This window comes from Azospirillum sp. UENF 211521, assembly GCF_058780535.1.
This window is the reverse complement of sequence record NZ_JBSNCF010000001.1, coordinates 2474075-2491830: the sequence shown is the minus strand read 5'-3', so window position 1 is coordinate 2491830 and position 17756 is coordinate 2474075. Positions and strand designations below refer to the sequence as shown.

The following is a 17756-nucleotide window of genomic DNA, read 5'->3' as shown; positions in this document are numbered from 1 at the left end:
TGTGCGGAAGGGTCAACGGGTGAAACCATCCTCCTGGGGTCAGGCGGCCTCCGTCTATCTTGACCGGCGCGTTCTGGCCATTCTGTTCCTCGGCTTTTCCGAAGGGCTGCCGCTGGCGCTGACCGGGTCCACCCTGTCGATCTGGCTGCGCGAGGGCGGCGTCAGCAAGACGGCCATCGGCCTGTTCGCGCTGGTCACCATGCCCTACGCGCTGAAGTTCGTCTGGGCGCCGCTGATCGACCGGCTGCGCCTGCCGGTGATGACGCGGCTGTTCGGGCGGCGGCGCGGCTGGGCCCTGGTGGCCCAGGCCGGGCTGATGGCGGCCCTGATCGGGCTGGGCAGCACCAACCCGGTCACCGACCTGTGGTGGACCGCCATGCTGGCCGTGGTGGTGGCCTTCTTCTCGGCCAGCCAGGACATCGTGGTCGACGCCTACCGCGTCGAGGTTCTGGAGGAGCACCAGCAGGCCGCCGGTGCGGCCATCCTCGTGCTCGGCTACCGCTTCGGCATGCTGGCGGCGGGGGCTGGGGCCTTGTACCTCGCGGAGTTCTTCGGCTGGCACATCGCCTATTACGTCATGGCCGGGCTGGTCGCGGTCGGCATGGTGACGATCCTGCTGAACCGCGAGCCGAAGGTCGCGGACACCGCGGAGTCCAAGGCGCGGGAGCAGCATGTGGCCGATTGGCTGGCCGCCCGCCCGCACCTGACGGGCTGGAAGGCGGACCTGCTGGCCTGGATTTACGGCGCCGTCGTGGCGCCCTTCGTGGAGTTCATGGCCCGCCCGGCCTGGGCGGCGGTCCTGCTGTTCATCGCCTGCTACAAGCTGGGGGACGTGCTGGCGGGGGTGATGTCGGCGCCCTTCTACGTCGATCTCGGCTTCGAGAAGACGGAGATCGCCAACGTCACCAAGCTGTTCGGCCTGTGGGCGACGATCATCGGCGGGCTGATCGGCGGCGTGCTGGTCGGGCGCATCGGCGTGCTGCGCGGGCTTCTGGTCGGCGGGCTGATGCAGATGCTGTCCAACCTCGGCTATGTCATGCTGGCGCAGGTCGGGCACGACGTGTCGGCGCTGGCGGTGACGGTGGCGCTGGAGAATGTCTGCGGCGGCATCGCGACGGCGGCCTTCGTCGCCTATCTGTCGAGCCTGTGCAACACCGCCTACACGGCCACGCAATACGCGCTGCTCAGCAGCTTCTACAAGCTGGGAGGCGACCTGTTCGGCGCCTCGTCCGGCTGGCTGGCCGAGCGGATGGACTGGAGCAGCTTCTTCCTGCTGTCGACCGGCGGGGCGGTGCCGGGGCTGCTGGTCCTGCTGTGGCTGATGACCCGGCCAAGGCCGGACGAGGCGGTGGTGAAGGCAGGAACGTAACACTTGCCCCCACCCTGACCCTCCCCCGCTGGGCGGGGGAGGGGAATATGGACCTTACTTCACCGGGGTCATCTTGCCGGAGCCGGGGCCGGCGCCGAGGTCGGCGCCCGTCACCGGGTTCACGTCGGTTCGCGACATGGTGCGCTTGGCGGCCTCGTTGACGGCCTTCATCTCTTCCGCCGCCAGCCGGACCGAGGGGTTGCCGTCGCCGCCGCTGACCGGGGCCTGGTCGGGAGTGATGTTCACGAACTCCCACTGCTCGCCCTGGTTCCACGGGCCGCGCATGTCTCCGTCGCCCTGGCTCATGTTGTAGTACTTGTCGGTGTATTCGGGGTTGCCCGGCAGCTTGCCCGGCGGGAAGTTGTTCTCGATGGAATAGAGCGCCTTCTCGAACATCTTCTGGTGCGCCACCTCGCGGGTCATCAGGAAGGTCAGCGCGTCCTTCACGCCCGGGTCCGGGGTGATGTTGATGAGGCGCTCATAGATGATCTTGGCCCGCGATTCCGCGGCGATGTTGGAGCGCAGGTCGGCGGTCGGCTCGCCGATGCTGTCGATGTAGCCGCCGGTCCAGAGCTGCCCCGCGGAGTTGGTCAGGGCCGGGCCGCCGCCGTAGAGCAGGGCCAGCGTGTGGCTGCCGTTGCCCTTGGCGATGTCGGCGTAGAGGTCGGTGACCTCCTCGGCGCCTTCGGCCAGCTTGCCCTTCACGCCCTTGGTCAGCATGGCGACGATGCTGCCGATGATCTCCAGATGGCTCAGTTCCTCGGTCGCGATGTCGATCAGCATGTCCTTGCGGCCCGGGTCCTCGTCGGACAGGCCCTGCGTGAAGTAGCGCAAGGCCGCCGCCAACTCACCCTGGGGTCCGCCGAACTGTTCCAGCATCAGGCTGGCCAGCTTCGGGTCCGGTTCAGCGACGCGGACGGTGTACATCAGGTTCTTGTTGTGCATGAACATGCGTAGGAGCCCTCCGGGAGCCTTGATGAAGGATCGGAGGCGGCGGCTTCGGCGGGGGTGCTTGACCGCCGCCGTGAGTGCCGCCGCCATCGTCGTGTGCCCTCAACACAGGCTTCTTAGAAGCGTTCCAGGAAAACAGGCGCCTGACCTTTGGTTTTATGTCCGATCGTCAGGACACCTTCTCGCGCATCAGGACGAACTCCTCCGCAGTAGAGGGATGCAGGGCGATGGTGCGGTCGAAATCTCTCTTTGTGGCGCCGCAGTTCAGGGCGATGCCCAGCCCCTGGACGATCTCCGGCGCGTCCATGCCCATCATGTGGCAGCCGAGCACGCGCTGGCTCTCCCCGTCCACGACCAGCTTCATCAGGACGCGCTCGTCGCGGCCCGACATGGTGTGCTTCATCGGGCGGAAGCCGGCCTTGTAGATGTCCACCGTCGCGAATTTCGCCCGCGCCTCCGCCTCGGTCAGGCCGACGGTGCCGAGCGGCGGGATGGAGAAGACGGCGGTCGGGATGTTGGCGTAGCTGATGCTGGTCGGGTTGTCGTTGAACAGCGTCTCGACGAAGGCCCGCCCCTCGGCGATGGCGACGGGGGTCAGGGCCATGCGGTCGGTGACGTCGCCGACGGCAAAGATGTTGTCCACGCTGGTGCGCGAATACTCGTCCACCCGGATCGCCCCGGCCTCGTCCAGCGCCACGCCGGCGGCCTCCAGCCCGAGGTCGCGCGTGTTCGGACGGCGCCCGGTTGCCGCCATGACGAGGCCGGCGGAATGCTCCCGCCCCAGCTGGTCGGTGACGGTGAAGCCGCCGGGGCCTTCCTCGACCTTTACCGGCTGGGTGCGGGTGAGGATGGTGATGCCGCGCTTGCGCATCTCCTGGGCCAGCGCGACGCGGATGTCGTCGTCGAAGCCGTTCAGCAGCTCCTCGCCGCGGATCATGATCGTGACCTCGGCGCCCAGGCCCCGGAAGATCCCGGCGAACTCGACGGCGATGTAACCGCCGCCCAGGATGATGACGGAGTGGGGCAGGGTGCCGAGCTGCAACGCTTCGTTGGAGGTGACGGCGTGTTCGATCCCCGGAATCTTGGGCAACGCCGGCCAGCCGCCGGTGGCGACCAGGATGTTCTTCGCGGTGTAGCGCTTGTTCGCCACCTCCACCGTGTGGCGGTCGACCAGCCGCCCGAAGCCGGTGTGCAGGGTGACCCCGGAGTTCTCCAGCATCTTGATGTAGATGCCGTTCAGCCGGTCGATCTCGGCGTCCTTGCGTCCGATCAGCGTTGCCCAGTCGAAGGCCGGCATGGTGGTGGACCAGCCATAGGCGCCGGAATCCTCGAAGGCGTCGCGGAACTGGGCGGCGTAGACCAGCAGCTTCTTCGGCACGCAGCCGCGGATGACGCAGGTGCCGCCGACCCGGCTGCCTTCGCAGATGGCGACCTTGGCCCCCATGGCCGCGGCCCGCCGGCTGGCCGCGACGCCGCCGGAGCCGGCACCGATGGTGAACAGGTCGAAATCGAACTCGGCCACGGCCGTCTCCTTGCAATCCCAAGAGCCATAGCGGCCCACGATCCGAACGGGACAGGAGTGTTCCCCATTCCGGAACGCCTGTCGAGCCTTGGGCGAGGCGATGGAGCGGGGCGGCGGGCTGGATTTCCGTCAGCGCATGACGAGTTCCTGGACCAGCACCTGCCGGATCTTCATCGCGCCGAGTTCCTTCGCGGCGGTGCGCATCACCGCATCCTTGATGTAGAAGGCGCCGTTGCGCCCGCGCAGTTCGCCGGGGTCGGTTTCCAGCATCACGTTGGTCATGGCGCTGGCGATGCGCGGCCCGTAGCTCTCAACCGTCTTGACCGGGGCCGTCGGCTCCATGTCGAGCACCACACGGACCCGCAGTTCGCGCAGGCGGTCGCCGTCGCTCAGCGTGAAGATCATCGCCGGCAGCCGTGCGTAGTTGGCGGCGGTGCGCAGCGTGTCCCCCACCACGCGCCCGGCCTGCGCCGTACCGGGCTTCAGCAGGAAGGCGCCGCCGGTGCCGGCGGCGGCCAGCCCGGCCATGGTGCAGAGAAGCCCGACCACCACCCGGCGGCCGAGACGATCGAGCGTCGAGGGAGCCGCCTTAATGTTCGGCGCGTTCTGGCGGATTGTCCGGCTCATGCCGACCTCGTCGCTTTTTCGGGCACCGAAGGGGAGCGGCGCCTGTTCTTGGGTGCATGGTGGATGGGTAAAAGGAAATCGTCAAATGCAGGTATTTTATACTTTTTGGCGAGAGCGCATTACAGTCAGGAACTGCATATCTCTTCTCATCTTCTTTGTGTTTGAAATGCGTCGGATTTCGTAGCGTATTTTTGGTAAATCACTGTTGCTTGCGGCGGTGGGCTGTCGCGGATGAAGCCTCTTCCACCGGAGGGCCGGGGCGTATAATGCTGGTTTCTCTATCGGATCGCCGTTCCCGCGGTGGGGGCGGCCTCCGGACGTGACCGTCGCGAAGGGCAAGAGCGGGAAGACAAGGACATCGCCATGGACGAGACCAGGAACCAGCCGCCGGCCAGTCACGCGCCCGCCAGTCATCCGCCCGCGTCGGCCATCACCGAATGGACCGATACCTATTTCAAGCGGACCAAGGAGGCGGTTGGGAAATTCGGTGACAAGAAGGTCACCTACGCCATCTTCATGCGCCGCCCGGTGGTCTGCGCGCCGCGACTCGCCATCGAATGGCTGGAGGCGGTGGCGCGGGAGCGCGGGTTCGAGCTCGACATCGTCCTGAACTATCCGGAAGGAAAGTGGGTCGGTGCGGGCGAGCCGATCCTCTACATCACCGGCTCCTTCTACCATCTGGTCGACACCGAGACGATCATCCTGCAGAAGCTCGGCCCCGCCTGCGTCGGCGCCTACAACGCCTTCACCATGTGTGCCGACCTGCCGAAGACCGCCTTCCTCGCCATGGAGGCGCGCCACTGCGCCGGCACGGAGATGGAGGAGATGATGGCCTACGCCGCCTCGGTCGGGTCGGACCGGGCGAAGCGCAAGGTTGGCGCCAAGGGCTTCATCGGCAACGCGACCGACGCCACCGCCCATTTCTTCGGCCAGAAGAAGGGTATGGGCACGATGCCGCACGCGCTGATCGGCTACGCCGGATCGACCGTGCGGGCGGCGGAGATGTTCCACGAGACCTTCCCCGAATTGCCGCTGACCGTCCTGGTCGATTACTTCGGGCGCGAAGTGACCGACGCGCTGGAGGTCTGCCGCCGCTTCCCCGGCCTCGCCGCGCAGGGCAAGCTGGCGGTGCGGCTCGACACGCCGGGCGGGCGCTTCCTGGAGGGGCTGGACCCGCCGGGCTCCTACGCGGTGCTGGAGCGGCACGCGCCGCATTCCATCCGCGGCTACCGCGACGAGACGCAGCTCCGCTACCTGATCGGCACCGGCGTGTCGGCGGCGGCGATCCATTTCATGCGCGAGAAGCTGGACGAAGCCGGTTTCCCGGCGGTGAAGATCGTCGCCAGCTCCGGCTTCGGCCCGGCGAAGTGCCGCCTGATGGCGGAGGCCAACGCCCCCGTCGACATCATCGGCACCGGCAGCTATCTGCCCGAGCGCTGGACCGAGACCTACGCCACCGCCGACATCATCGAATATGACGGCGAGAAGCGCGTGAAGGTCGGCCGCGAGTTCCTGTTCCGCAAGTAGCATCGTCGTTCCGCACACTGACGGTCCGCAAGAAGAACGCCCCTCCGCTGGCCGCGCCGCGGAGGGGCTTTTGCGTTCAGCGCCTGTGTTCAGCGGGACAGCACCATCACCAGCCGTTCGACCGGCGTGTTGTTGACGAGGTGCGAGTCGACGATCTCGTCGATGTCGGCGGGCGTTTCCGGGCGGTACCACAGCCCCTCCGGATAGACCACCATCAGCGGCCCGGCGGAGCAGAAGCCGAGACAACCGGTCCAGGCCATGCCGACGTCCAGCAGCCCCTTGGCCTGGATGCGCTGGCCGAGTTGCTCCCACAGCGGGTGGGCGTTCTTCGCCGCGCAGCTCCCGCGCGGGTGGCCGGGCGGGCGCTGCTGGGCGCAACAAAAGACGTGGTGGCGGAACACCTGAGGCAGGTCGAGAGACATCGAAGGCTCCATAGGCCATAATTTAATTATGGTTATAGAGCTTGCTGCGCTGCAGCGCCACCGTTTAAAACGATTCCAATGTCTCGGCTGTGCTATTCATCAGGCATCCTCTGACAGCCGCAGGCCGGTGAAGGAGAGGCGGGATTCCGGCCGCAGGTAATGCCGGGTCGTCGGGTTGGCGTGGTCAAAGGGGGTGACGCAGCTGCCGCCCCGCAACACCATGCGGTTGATCATGAAACGGCCATGGACGGCCTCGTCCACCCCGTCCGGCAGGCGGTAGCCGGGGTAGGGAGCGAAGGGGCTGCGCGTCCATTCCCACACGTCGCCGAACAATTGCCAGGGGCCGTCGCCGTGGCAGGTGCTGGGGCGCGGGTGACGGTGGCCGGTGCCCAGCAGGTTGCCCATGCTGTCGCAGCGCGATGCCACGGCCTCCCACTCGGCCTCCTCGGGCAGGCGCTTGCCGGCCCAGCGGGCGAAGGCGTCCGCCTCGAACCAGCTGACATGGCAGACCGGCTCGGCGGGATCGAGCGCGCGCATGCCGTAGAGGGTGAAGATCTGCCACGCGCCGTCGCGCCATTCCCAATAGAGCGGAGCCTGCCAACCCTCGGTCTGCACCGCCTCCCAGCCATCGGCAAGCCAGAGCGAGCGCTTGGCGTAGCCGCCGTCCTCGATGAAGTCGCGGAAGGCGCCGCAGGACACCGGCAGGGCGGCGAGGCGGAAGGGCTCCAGATGGACGCGGTGGCGTGGCCCCTCATGGTCGAACCCGGCTCCGGCCTCCGTCCTCCCGATCTCGACGAGGCCGCCCTCATGCTCGATCCAGCGTTCGGGCTGTGGCGGGGCCGGTACGCTCTGCGGCGGCTGGTCGTAGGCAGGGCGCAGCGGGTTGCTCCAGAAGGCGTGCTTGATGTGGGTCAGCAGCCGTTCCTGGTGGCGCCGCTCGTGCGTGATGCCGACGATCACCCGGTCGGCGATCTCCGGCAACTCCGCTTCGTCGGCTTGGTTCAGAAGGTGCAGCACCGCGGCGTTCACATGGTCGCGGTAGCGCATCACCTCCGCCGCGTTGGGCCGGGAGAGCAGGCGCAGGGTGGGGGAGGGAAGCTGGTGGCTGCCGAAGCGGTCGTCGCGCGCGGCGAACAGGGTGAGGAAGGCCGGGTCGAAGGGGCGATAACCGGGATTGCAGGGCACCAGGACGGTGGTTTCGAACAGCCACGTCGTGTGGGCGAGGTGCCATTTGGCCGGGGCGCCGTCGGCCACCGACTGGACCATCAGGTCCTCGGGCGACAGAGGGGCGGCGAGTTCGGCGGTGCGGGCGCGGATCTTCTGGAAACGGGTGGAGAGCGCTTGGCGAAGGGCGTCGCCGGACGGCTGGGCGTGCGTGGCGAGATGGGTGTCGGGCACGGGGGAACCTCCCTGCGGGAGCGGGTTTTCCGCGGCGGGAACGGCGCGGGAACGCGCCCGGACTCCGCCGGAGAAACAACAGGTCCATTGTGCCGCATGGTCCAACCATCCTGGGTGGCGCATCGGAGGGGGGCTTTCTCCGAATTCGCGCATCGCACCCGCGGTGGGCTTGGGGTCAGGCGTCCACCACCAGATGCGGACGGAAGGCGCCTTCGAGCGTCAGGAGCAGGCGCAGATACACGGCGACGCGCCGCGATGTCGTCGTCCGCTGTTCCAGGCAATCGCGGAGCTGGTTGGCGAGCGCCACATTCTCCGCCGTCTGTCCGGGCGGAAGCGCCGGGTGAGTCGGCGCCGCCATGTCGACGATGTGGTCATGGTCGACCGACTGGGCCGCGAGGGCTTTCTCAAGGAGCGCCGCCGCGATGCGTTCGATGTCCTGATCCGCCGGCGGCGGCTGGGCGAGGTTGGGGGCGAGGTGCGGCGGCGGGCGGCGGTTGGCGAGTTGCGCGCGCAGATTTTGCTTGATGCGCGCCCGCTGCCCGGCGTTCAGCGTGTCCAGTTCATCGATCTCGTCGAACAGCAGGTCGTAGAGGCGCCGCCGCTTGTGGTTGGCCTCGTCCTGGTCGCGGCGTTCCTGCTGCTCGCGCTCCTGCTGTTGCAGGTCCTGCCGATTCTGCCGCCGTTTCCGGCGGTCGGTCGCGCTGCCGGTGCGATCCACCACGCCGGCCGAACGGACCAGGGGTTCCGGGCGTCCGATCGATCCGTCGGTCATGGCGACCTCCACCGAAAGTGGCTGGGACTGTTCAGTGTACCAACTGTCGCGATTCTGTCAAGGTGACGCTTTGGCCTGCGGCGGAGGCTCCGTTTCAGATGAGCGTTGCTCACCTGAACGCGCGGCGTACTCGTTTGTCAGGGGAGTGGCTCGGGCTCGACAGTGGGGCATCGCAAACGCAGGATAAAAGGACCGCGTCATGCCCCTGACGACCAAACACGCCGACCCCGCCACTCCCATCCTGTGCGTCATCGCCGGAGGAATTGCCACCCTCACCCTGAACCGCCCGGCCAAGCTGAACGCCATCAGCACGGCTCTGGCCGGCGCCATGCTCGACACGCTGGACGCGCTGGAGGCCGACCCGGCGGTGCGGGCCATCATCGTCACCGGCGCCGGGGAGCGCGCCTTCTCCGCCGGGGCGGACATCGCGGAGTTCACTCCGGCCGTCCGACGGGGACCGGAAGCCGCGGTGCGCGCCTTCCGGCCCGGTCAGACGCTGTGCGCGCGGATTGAGTCCTTCCCCAAGCCCGTCATCGCCGCGGTCAATGGCATCTGCTACGGCGGCGGCTGCGAGATCCTGGAGGCGGCGCACCTCGCCGTCGCCAGCGAGAAGGCGAGCTTCTCCAAGGCGGAGATCAAGCTCGGCATGATGCCGACCTTCGGCGGGACGCAGCGGCTTCCCCGGAACGCCGGGCGCAAGCGGGCGCTGGAATGGCTGCTGACCGGCGACGCCTTCCCGCCGGCGACGGCGCTGGCGGTGGGGCTGGTCAATCAGGTTGTGCCCCACGACGCGCTGCTGCCGGTGGCCTTCGAACTGGCCGGGCGGATCGTCCGGCATTCCCCGGCCGCGGTTTCCGGCATCCTGGGGGCGGTGACCCGCGGCCTGAACATGACCATCGGCGAAGGGCTGGCGGTGGAGACGGAGCGCTTCGCCCGGCTGGCGCCGGGGGCCGACCTGCGCGACGGGCTGGAGGCGTGGCTGTCGCGCTGAATCACGCTCGCTCCGGGGGACCGTCCGGCATTTCGGTTTGCGCGGGGGCGTGCCGCCGTGCAGGATGCGGGGGTGGATGTGGACCGCTCCGCCCCCTATCTTCCGGGGCCGGGGCTTTTTGGCGTGGATGGCATGAGCGACGAGAACACCCTGTCCGAGAGCGGCGAATCCTTGGAAAACCGGCGCAAGCGGCTGCGCTTCCGGTCGTGGCACCGCGGCATGCGCGAGATGGACCTGCTGATCGGCAGCTTCGCCGACGCCCATGTCCCGGACTTCGACCACGCGCAGCTCGACCGCTACGAGGCGCTGCTCGAACTCAGCGACCCCGACCTCTACAACTGGTACGCCGGGCGCGAGCCGCTGCCCGCCGAGCACGACACCGACGTCATGCAGCTGTTGACCAAGTTCCGCTACACGCCCCGTCAGGGGTCCTGAGGCCCGATCCTTGCCCAGCTTCGAACAGTTGCAGCCGGGACGCTCCGGCCGCCTTCTGGTCGGCGGCGCCCCCGCCGGCCATGACGCCCGCGTCCTCGCCGACCTCGCCAAGCGGGCGGGGAGCGCCGGACTCCTCCACGTCGCGCTCGACGACACCCGCGCCGCCCAGCTGGCGGAGGCGCTGGCCTTCTTCGCGCCGTCGCTGGAGGTGCAGGTCTTCCCGGCCTGGGACTGCCTGCCCTACGACCGCGTGTCGCCCAACGGCGGCATCGTGGCGAAGCGCATCGACACGCTGACCCGCCTGCTGGCGCGCAAGGCGGATGCGGCGCCGCTGGTCGTGCTGACCACGGTCAACGCCATGGTGCAGAAGGTGCCGCCCCGCGCCGCCTTCCGCGACGCGGTGTTCTCGGCGAAGCTGCGCGACCGGATCGATCTGGAGAAGCTGCAGCGCTATCTGGCCGGCAACGGCTACACCCGCGCCCAGACGGTGCGCGAGCCGGGCGAGTTCGCCGTGCGCGGCGGCATCGTCGACCTGTTCCCGCCGGGCACCGACGAGCCGCTGCGCCTGGACCTGTTCGGCGACGAGCTGGAGGCGGTGCGCAGCTTCGATCCCATGTCGCAGCGCACCACCGACAAGCGCGACGGCGTCGACCTGAAGCCGATGTCGGAGGTCTTCCTGGACGAGGCCGGCATCGCCCGCTTCCGCTCCGGCTACCGGGAGCTGTTCGGCGCCGTCACCGACGACGACCCGCTCTACGAGGCGATCAGCGCCGGGCGCAAGTACGGCGGCATGGAGCACTGGCTGCCGCTGTTCCACGAGACGATGGAATCGCTGCTGGCCTACATGCCCAAGGCCATCCTGTCGCTGGACCATCAGGCGACCGAGGCGCGCGATTCGCGCATCGCCCAGGTGGTGGACTTCCACGCCTCCCGCGAGAGCATGATCGTCATCGAGAAGCGGACGGGCTCGCCGGTCTACAAGCCGGTGCCGGTCGGCATGATGTTCCTCGACGCCCAGGCCTGGGACGACCTGTTCGCCGCCCACGCCGTGGCGCAGCTCCAGCCTTTCGGCACGCCGCCGGGCATCAAGGGCACGCTGGACGCCGGCGGGCGGCGCGGCCACGACTTCGCCGAGGAGCGGGCGCGGCCCGACGTCAACGTCTTCGAGGCGGTGAAGGACCACATCCGCGCCCTGCGGGCCGACGGGCGGCGCGTGCTGGTGGCCGGCTATTCCGCGGGCTCCCGCGACCGCCTGATGACGGTGCTGGGCGACCACGGCATTCCGGGGCTGGAGCCGGCGGAGAGCATCGAGGACGTCCGCCGCTTCGACCGCAACATCATCGGCATGATCGTGCTGGGGATGGAGCACGGCTTCACCTCCGCCGACATGGCCGTCATCACCGAGCAGGACATCCTCGGCGATCGCCTCGTCCGCCCGGCGGCGAAGAAGAAGCGCAAGGCCGCCAACTTCATCGCCGAATACACGGCGCTGGCCTCGGGCGACCTCGTGGTGCACATGGACCACGGCATCGGGCGCTACGACGGGCTGGAGACGCTGGAGGTGTCCGGCGCCCCCCACGACTGCCTGCGGCTGATCTACGAGGGCGGCGACAAGCTCTACGTCCCCGTCGAGAACATCGAGGTGCTGACCCGCTACGGGTCGGAGGACGCGCACGCGCAGCTCGACAAGCTGGGCGGGGCCGGCTGGCAGGGCCGCAAGGCCCGCGTCAAGAAGCGCCTGAAGGACATGGCCGAGGCGCTGCTGAAGATCGCCGCCGAGCGCATGCTGAAGAAAGCCGACCCGGTCTACACGCCGGAGGGCGTCTATCAGGAGTTCGCCGCCCGCTTCCCCTACCCGGAGACCGACGACCAGCTGAAGGCCATCGAGGAGGTCTTCACCGATCTCGGCTCGGGCCGTCCGATGGACAGGCTGGTCTGCGGCGACGTCGGCTTCGGCAAGACGGAGGTGGCGTTGCGCGCCGCCTTCCTCGTCGCCATGAGCGGCCAGCAGGTCGCCGTGGTGGTGCCGACCACGCTGCTGGCGCGCCAGCATTTCAAGACCTTCACGACGCGGTTTGCGGGGCTGCCGCTGCGCATCGTCCAGCTCTCCCGCATGGTGACGCCCAAGGAGCAGACCAAGGTCAAGCAGGAGCTGACGGAGGGCACCGCCGACATCGTCATCGGCACCCACGCGCTGCTCGGCAAGGGCGTGCAGTTCAAGCAGCTCGGCATGGTCATCGTCGACGAGGAGCAGCATTTCGGCGTGAAGCAGAAGGAGCGGCTGAAGGAGCTGCGCGCCGACGTGCATGTCCTGACGCTGACCGCCACGCCGATCCCGCGCACGCTCCAGATGGCGCTGTCCGGCGTGCGCGAGCTGTCGCTGATCGCCACCCCGCCGGTGGACCGTCTGGCGGTGCGCACCTTCGTGCTGCCCTACGACCCGGTGGTGGTGCGCGAGGCCATCCTGCGCGAGCATTACCGGGGCGGCCAGACCTTCTACGTCTGCCCGCGCGTGGAGGACCTGCCCAAGGTCGCCGAGCGGGTGCGCGAGCTGGTGCCCGAGGTCAAGATCGTCACCGCCCACGGCCAGATGCCGGCCAGCGAGCTGGAAGAGGTGATGACCGCCTTCGACGAGGGCAAGTTCGAGGTGCTGCTCGCCACCAACATCATCGAGAGCGGCATCGACATCCCCAACGCCAACACGCTGATCGTGCACCGCGCGGACATGTTCGGCCTGGCGCAGCTCTACCAGATACGCGGGCGCGTCGGCCGGTCGAAGGTGCGTGGCTACGCCTACCTCACCTACGCGCCGAACAAGCCGCTGACCGGCACGGCGCAGCAGCGGCTGCACGTCATCGAGACGCTGGACAGCCTGGGCGCCGGCTTCCAGCTGGCCAGCCACGACATGGACATCCGCGGCGCCGGCAACCTGCTGGGCGAGGAGCAGTCGGGCCACGTCAAGGAGGTCGGCGTCGAGCTGTACCAGCACATGCTGGAGGAGGCCGTCGCCAACGCCCGCGCCAACATGGACGGGCAGGTGCCGAGCGGGGCGGAGGACCAGCCCTGGACCCCGCAGATCAACCTGGGCACCCCGGTGCTGATCCCGGAGGAGTATGTCCCCGACCTGACGGTGCGCCTGTCGCTCTACCGCCGCATCGCCGATCTGGTGGACCGGGCGGAGATCGACGGCTTCGCGGCGGAGCTGATCGACCGCTTCGGCAAGCTGCCGGGCGAGGTGGAGAACCTGCTCGACGTGGTGACCATCAAGCAGCTCTGCCGTCAGGCGGGGGTGGAGCGGGTGGACGCCGGGCCGAAGGGCGCCGTTCTGACCTTCCGCAACAACAGCTACGCCGAGCCGGCCAAGCTGCTGACCTACATCAGCCAGCAGATCAGCCTGATGAAGCTGCGGCCCGACCACAAGCTGGTCTACACCCGCGAATGGGCCGACGAGGCCCAGCGGGTGCGCGGCGTCAACCGGCTGATGAGCGATCTCGCCCAGATGGCCGGTGGCGGCGCCGTGCCGAAGGGCGAGGCGCCTCCACCGCCGCCACCCCCGCCGCCGCCGCGCCCCAGCGCGCTGAAGGCCGGGTCGAAGTTCGGGCGGAACATCCCCTCGCGTCCCTTCGGGCGGCGCTGAGGCGATGAAAAAGGATGGGGGCCCCAAGGACAGGGGCTTGGCGAAGGCCCTGGCGCTCGGCGGCGACCGGCGGGCCTTCGGCAACATTCCGACGGTGGCGGAGGCGGTGGCCGCCGACCCCGCCCGCCTGCCGGAACTGGTGGCCTGCCTGTTCGACGGCGACGCCGGGGTGCGGATGCGCGCCGCCGACGCCTTGGACCGGGTGTCGCGCGGCGACGCCCGCCCGCTGGACGCCTTCGCCGAACGTCTGCTGACCGAGGCGGCGGCGATCGAGCAGGCCGAGGTGCGCTGGCATCTGGCGGCGATCCTGCCGCGCCTGAGCCTGAGCGTGGAGCAGCGGGAACGGGTGGTCGCGCTTCTGGAGGGCTGGTTCGAGAACCGGGCCAGCCGGATCGTGCAGAGCGCCGCGCTTCAGGCCATGGTCGATCTGGCGGCGGACGATCCGGAGCTTCGCCCGGTCGCGGCGGACATGCTAGGCCGCGCCATGCGCTCGCGCATCCCGTCGCTGGCGGCCAGGGCGAAGCGCATCCTCAAGCCCTTCGAGGTGGACCGCGCCACGCTGGACGCCGCCCTGCTGCCGGAGACCAAGCCGCTCGCCCTGTCGGTTCTGCCGGACCGGCTGGCGGTGGCGCGGCTGGCGCCGGGGGACGGGATGCCGACGTGGCTCGACTGGACCGATCCGCTGGTCAGCGCCACCCGCACGGGGGAGGAACTGTCCATCCTCTGCCGCGAGTCCCGCGTACCGGAGGGCGTGACGGCGGAGTGCGGCTGGCGCGCCTTCAAGGTGGAGGGGCCGCTGGACTTCTCCTTGTTCGGGGTGCTGGCGCGCATCGCCGTGCCGCTGGCCCAGGCCCGCGTGCCGATCTTCGCCATGTCCACCTACGAAACCGACTACGTGCTGGTGCGCGACGAGGACGTGGAACGCGCGGCCGACGCGCTGAAACGCGTCTGCACCGTCCTGCCCGGTTAAGCCTGGGGAGCTTTCTCCGCCTCGACGGCGGCGAGCACGCCCAATTCCTCCAACTGGGTGACGGCGCCGGTCAGGCTGGTGGCGACGCGGTCGGCCGAGGTCTGGGTGGTGGCTTGCTCCGGCGCGTCGGCTTCGGGGTGGGCGCTCCACAGGCAGAGCAGGATCGGCACGTCGGGGCCGAAATGCAGCCGCAGGCGGCGCACCAGCCGGCGGGCGTGCGACAGGGCCGACGGGTTCAGGTAGGACAGCGCCACCGCCGAGACGCCGGTCGGGGCCAGCGCGGCGATGGAGCGGACCGAGACCTTCTCGCAGGGGAGCACATCGGCGCGCAGACCGCGCGGGCGCAGCATATGGCCGAGCAGAGCCGCCGCCGCCTCGTCCAGGTCGTTGCGGGCGCCGATGCACAGGACCAGCGGCGTGTCTTCCGCGGCGGGCGGGGAGGCTTCCATCATCTCGTCCAGCAGCGCCACCATGCCCTCGGCCACCGCCTGCCGTCCTTCCGGGTTCAGGCGGTTGCGCTGGCGGTCCTGCTCGGCCAGCGACAGGGTGGGGATGAGCAGCCCGTGCCCGGCCTCCACCAATCCGCCCTTGCTCATCTTCTCCTCGGCGATCTCCATGGCTTCGATGGGATCGCGGGCGAGCAGGCGCTGGTACAGCTTGGCCTCTTCGGGCAGCACCGGGCGGTCGCCCAGCATCACCTCCAGGAAGTGAAGCTGCGGAACGTGCCGCCCCAGCACGACGAGGCAGACGGTCAGCGGCGTCGCCAGCAGCAGCCCGACCGGTCCCCACAGTGTGGTCCAGAACACCGCCGCCACGATGATCGCCAGCGACGACAGGCCGGTGGCCGAGCCGTAGAGCCAGGGTTCCACCACGTTGTTGGAGAACAGCTCCACCGCCACGAACAGGGCGATGCAGAGCAGCGGCAGGGTCCATCCCCCATCGACCGCGAAGGACAGCAGGATCGGGAAGGCCGCGGCGATGGCCGGCCCCAGGAAGGGGATGAAGCGCAGCACCGTCGACAGCAGGCCCCAGAGCAGCGGGTTCGGCACGCCGATCAGCCACAGCCCGACCCCGATGGGCAGGCCATAGGTGACATTGACCACGCACTGCATCAGCAGATAGCGGCTGACCCGTTCGCCCGCGTCGTTCATCGCCTCCGTCGTGCGGCTGAGGTCGCCGGACCCGGCCAGCCGGATCAGCCGGTCGCGCAGGTCCTCGCGCTGCAGCAGCATGAAGATGGTGAAGACCAGCACCATGCCCGCCGTGGCGACCGGGGCCATCGCCGGCCCCAGCACGTCGCTGATGATGGTCAGCGCGTCGGAGCCGTCCTGCTCGATCCGCACCGGCACCGGTTCCCGCGCGGCGCCGGGGGCGGGCAGGGCGTTGGACTGCGCGGCGGGCGCGGTCTCGCCGGTCACCTGCTCCAGACCCTGCTTCAGGTCGCGGAAGGCTTCGGTCGCCTGCTGCACCACCCCGCCGCTGCCCGCCGACGCGGCGCGGGAGCGCAGCGAGTCCAGCTTGTCATGCACATTCTTCTGATAGCTGGGCAGGTTGTTGGCGAGGTCGGCGATCTGCCCGCCGACCACCATGCCGAAGCCGGCGATGCCTGCGAAGACCAGAACCACCACCGCCAGCACCGACGGCACCCGGCCCAGACGCAGCCGCTCCAGCCGGCTGACGATGGGCGCCAGGACGAAGGTCAGCAGCACCGCCAGCGCGATGGGGACCAGGATGTCGCTTCCCAGATACAGCGTCGCCACCACCAGCGCGATGACCAGAAGCGTCGTCTGGGTGGAGGCGGGCGGGGCGGCCTTCGGCACCGGAATGGGGCGGGCCTGCAACCGGCGGGCGGTGTCTTCGGCCATGATTGGTGGTGCCTCGGCGGAGAGTTGAGAGAGTGCAGAACGCGGCCGGACGCGGCGCGTTCCGGTGCGTCGGGTGCGATCGCCGCAAGACACCGTGACGATTGCGGTCGACGGCCTGTTTAAACCCGCGTGGTTATCTCGTCAGAAGGAGGGGGCTATGCGTAAGGTTGCTGTTCCGGTCCTGTCGGCGGTCGCGCTTCTGGCCTTGGGGGGATGCGCCGAGACGTCGAGCTGGTTCGGTGGGGGAAGCGAACAGGCATCCCGTCCGATGTCCGAACAGTCGCTCCAGACCGCCTCGCGGATCGAGCCGCAGGCCATGCTGGGCAAGTCCGTCGTCGCCTATGACGGGCAGAAGGTGGGGCAGGTCGAGGATGTCCTGTTCAACCGCAGCAACCGGCCGAGCCAGCTCGTGGTCTCCACCGGCGGAATCATGGGCATCGGCGGGCGGAACGTGGCGCTGGACATCGACAACGTCCGCTACAACCAGCAGCAGGACGCCCTCGTGGCGACCCAGCTCACCAAGGATCAGTTCGCCAACCTGCCGGAATTCCAGTATGGCGGGAACATGGTCTCGCTGAACCGGCAGAAGACCGCTCACTGAGCGGACTCAATCCTCCGGCTTGCCGGAGCGCAGACGCTTGATGTCCGACCGCTGACCCTTGGCCTCCAGGCGACGCTTCTTGGAGCCGAGGGTCGGCTTGGTCGGGCGTCGGCTCTTGGGCACCACCGTCGCGTCGCGGATCAGGTCGATCAGCCGCTCGCGCACATCCTCGCGGTTGCGCAGCTGGCTGCGGTAGGTGTCGCCGACGATGATCAGCACGCCCGCCGCGGTCATGCGCGAGCCGGCCAGCCGGACCAGCCGGGCCTTCACGTCGTCCGGGATGTTCGGCGAAGCCGCCACGTCGAAGCGCAACTGGACCGCGCTGTCGGTTTTGTTGACGTGCTGGCCGCCGGGGCCGGAGGCGCGGATGAAGCTTTCCTGAAGCTCGCTCTCGTCCAGGCTGATGCGCGGGGTGACCCGGATCATCAGTCGGCCGCCGCCGTCACGCCTTCCTGCTCCTCGACGCCGAGGTCGAGAAGCGGGAGGAAGCTGGCGGGCTCCTGCGCGCCGGACAGCGCGTAGCGCCGGTTGAAGATGTAGCAGGGCACCGCCTGCAGGCCGAGTTGCCGCGCCGTGGCGTCGGCGTTGAAGACCGCCGAGGTCTCGGCATCGCCGGTCAGCAGAAGTCTTGATCTCGTCGAAATCGAAGCCCAGGCCGGCGGCGGTCGC

The 17756-nt window shown here is 69.0% G+C and carries 15 protein-coding genes; 7 read left to right on the top strand and 8 right to left on the bottom strand.

Annotated features, from left to right (window positions below; translation table 11 throughout):
- The first annotated feature begins 19 nt into the window (after window positions 1-19).
- Window positions 20-1369, top strand: coding sequence for an AmpG family muropeptide MFS transporter (locus ACWPN5_RS11750; RefSeq protein WP_492295461.1), 1350 nt, complete (start codon window positions 20-22; stop codon window positions 1367-1369).
- Window positions 1370-1423: 54 nt separating this feature from the next.
- On the opposite strand, the gene ACWPN5_RS11745 is transcribed toward ACWPN5_RS11750, so the two are convergent.
- From ACWPN5_RS11745 to ACWPN5_RS11735, 3 genes are all read right to left on the bottom strand, one after another.
- Window positions 1424-2320, bottom strand: coding sequence for a manganese catalase family protein (locus tag ACWPN5_RS11745; RefSeq protein WP_145699941.1), 897 nt, complete (start codon window positions 2318-2320; stop codon window positions 1424-1426).
- 169 nt (window positions 2321-2489) lie between these two features.
- Window positions 2490-3842, bottom strand: coding sequence for a glutathione-disulfide reductase (gor, locus tag ACWPN5_RS11740; protein ID WP_492295460.1), 1353 nt, complete (start codon window positions 3840-3842; stop codon window positions 2490-2492).
- Window positions 3843-3971: 129 nt separating this feature from the next.
- The gene (locus ACWPN5_RS11735; protein ID WP_145686721.1) at window positions 3972-4469 is read right to left on the bottom strand and encodes a flagellar basal body-associated FliL family protein; all 498 of its coding nucleotides are present in this window, start codon (window positions 4467-4469) and stop codon (window positions 3972-3974) included.
- Window positions 4470-4832: 363 nt separating this feature from the next.
- Here ACWPN5_RS11735 and ACWPN5_RS11730 point away from each other — a divergent pair, with 363 nt between their 5' ends.
- Window positions 4833-5996: a nicotinate phosphoribosyltransferase gene (locus tag ACWPN5_RS11730; protein WP_492295459.1), complete on the top strand. Its 1164-nt coding sequence runs from the start codon at window positions 4833-4835 to the stop codon at window positions 5994-5996.
- A gap of 89 nt (window positions 5997-6085) precedes the next feature.
- Here the strand turns inward: ACWPN5_RS11730 and ACWPN5_RS11725 are convergent, their stop codons facing one another.
- From ACWPN5_RS11725 to ACWPN5_RS11715, 3 genes are all read right to left on the bottom strand, one after another.
- Window positions 6086-6418: a (2Fe-2S) ferredoxin domain-containing protein gene (locus ACWPN5_RS11725; RefSeq protein WP_145686719.1), complete on the bottom strand. Its 333-nt coding sequence runs from the start codon at window positions 6416-6418 to the stop codon at window positions 6086-6088.
- A 99-nt stretch (window positions 6419-6517) separates the two neighbouring features.
- The gene (gene egtB, locus ACWPN5_RS11720) at window positions 6518-7816 is read right to left on the bottom strand and encodes an ergothioneine biosynthesis protein EgtB (RefSeq protein WP_492295458.1); all 1299 of its coding nucleotides are present in this window, start codon (window positions 7814-7816) and stop codon (window positions 6518-6520) included.
- A gap of 175 nt (window positions 7817-7991) precedes the next feature.
- Window positions 7992-8588, bottom strand: coding sequence for a hypothetical protein (locus ACWPN5_RS11715; RefSeq protein ID WP_145686714.1), 597 nt, complete (start codon window positions 8586-8588; stop codon window positions 7992-7994).
- Between the two features lie 199 nt (window positions 8589-8787).
- Here ACWPN5_RS11715 and ACWPN5_RS11710 point away from each other — a divergent pair, with 199 nt between their 5' ends.
- The 4 genes from ACWPN5_RS11710 (at window position 8788) to ACWPN5_RS11695 (ending at window position 14621) form a co-directional block, all read left to right on the top strand.
- Window positions 8788-9579: a crotonase/enoyl-CoA hydratase family protein gene (locus ACWPN5_RS11710; protein WP_145686706.1), complete on the top strand. Its 792-nt coding sequence runs from the start codon at window positions 8788-8790 to the stop codon at window positions 9577-9579.
- Between the two features lie 132 nt (window positions 9580-9711).
- Complete coding sequence (locus ACWPN5_RS11705) at window positions 9712-10014, top strand: FAD assembly factor SdhE (RefSeq protein ID WP_038530795.1); 303 nt, start codon at window positions 9712-9714, stop codon at window positions 10012-10014.
- A gap of 10 nt (window positions 10015-10024) precedes the next feature.
- Window positions 10025-13651 carry a transcription-repair coupling factor gene (gene mfd / locus ACWPN5_RS11700; RefSeq protein ID WP_492295457.1) on the top strand — a complete coding sequence of 1209 codons (3627 nt, stop codon included), beginning with the start codon at window positions 10025-10027 and terminating at the stop codon, window positions 13649-13651.
- A 37-nt stretch (window positions 13652-13688) separates the two neighbouring features.
- Complete coding sequence (locus tag ACWPN5_RS11695; RefSeq protein ID WP_492295456.1) at window positions 13689-14621, top strand: ACT domain-containing protein; 933 nt, start codon at window positions 13689-13691, stop codon at window positions 14619-14621.
- Here ACWPN5_RS11695 and ACWPN5_RS11690 read toward each other — a convergent pair.
- Window positions 14618-16486, bottom strand: coding sequence for an AI-2E family transporter (locus ACWPN5_RS11690; protein WP_492295455.1), 1869 nt, complete (start codon window positions 16484-16486; stop codon window positions 14618-14620). The genes ACWPN5_RS11695 and ACWPN5_RS11690 overlap by 4 nt on opposite strands.
- Before the next feature lie 157 nt (window positions 16487-16643).
- Between ACWPN5_RS11690 and ACWPN5_RS11685 the strand changes: the two genes are divergently transcribed.
- Complete coding sequence (locus tag ACWPN5_RS11685; RefSeq protein ID WP_079285195.1) at window positions 16644-17087, top strand: PRC-barrel domain-containing protein; 444 nt, start codon at window positions 16644-16646, stop codon at window positions 17085-17087.
- Between the two features lie 6 nt (window positions 17088-17093).
- On the opposite strand, the gene arfB is transcribed toward ACWPN5_RS11685, so the two are convergent.
- The gene (gene arfB, locus ACWPN5_RS11680; RefSeq protein WP_014240675.1) at window positions 17094-17513 is read right to left on the bottom strand and encodes an alternative ribosome rescue aminoacyl-tRNA hydrolase ArfB; all 420 of its coding nucleotides are present in this window, start codon (window positions 17511-17513) and stop codon (window positions 17094-17096) included.
- Window positions 17514-17756 lie beyond the last annotated feature (243 nt).

Excerpts from the sequence above, each read along its gene's own strand:
- ACWPN5_RS11685 (WP_079285195.1), top strand. The coding sequence starts at position 16,644 with ATGCGTAAGGTTGCTGTTCCGGTCCTGTCGGCGGTCGCGCTTCTGGCC.
- arfB (WP_014240675.1), bottom strand. The coding sequence starts at position 17,513 with ATGATCCGGGTCACCCCGCGCATCAGCCTGGACGAGAGCGAGCTTCAG.
- ACWPN5_RS11725 (WP_145686719.1), bottom strand. The coding sequence starts at position 6,418 with ATGTCTCTCGACCTGCCTCAGGTGTTCCGCCACCACGTCTTTTGTTGC.
- ACWPN5_RS11715 (WP_145686714.1), bottom strand. The coding sequence starts at position 8,588 with ATGACCGACGGATCGATCGGACGCCCGGAACCCCTGGTCCGTTCGGCC.
- ACWPN5_RS11730 (WP_492295459.1), top strand. The coding sequence starts at position 4,833 with ATGGACGAGACCAGGAACCAGCCGCCGGCCAGTCACGCGCCCGCCAGT.
- ACWPN5_RS11745 (WP_145699941.1), bottom strand. The coding sequence starts at position 2,320 with ATGTTCATGCACAACAAGAACCTGATGTACACCGTCCGCGTCGCTGAA.
- ACWPN5_RS11705 (WP_038530795.1), top strand. The coding sequence starts at position 9,712 with ATGAGCGACGAGAACACCCTGTCCGAGAGCGGCGAATCCTTGGAAAAC.
- ACWPN5_RS11710 (WP_145686706.1), top strand. The coding sequence starts at position 8,788 with ATGCCCCTGACGACCAAACACGCCGACCCCGCCACTCCCATCCTGTGC.
- ACWPN5_RS11735 (WP_145686721.1), bottom strand. The coding sequence starts at position 4,469 with ATGAGCCGGACAATCCGCCAGAACGCGCCGAACATTAAGGCGGCTCCC.
- ACWPN5_RS11690 (WP_492295455.1), bottom strand. The coding sequence starts at position 16,486 with ATGGCCGAAGACACCGCCCGCCGGTTGCAGGCCCGCCCCATTCCGGTG.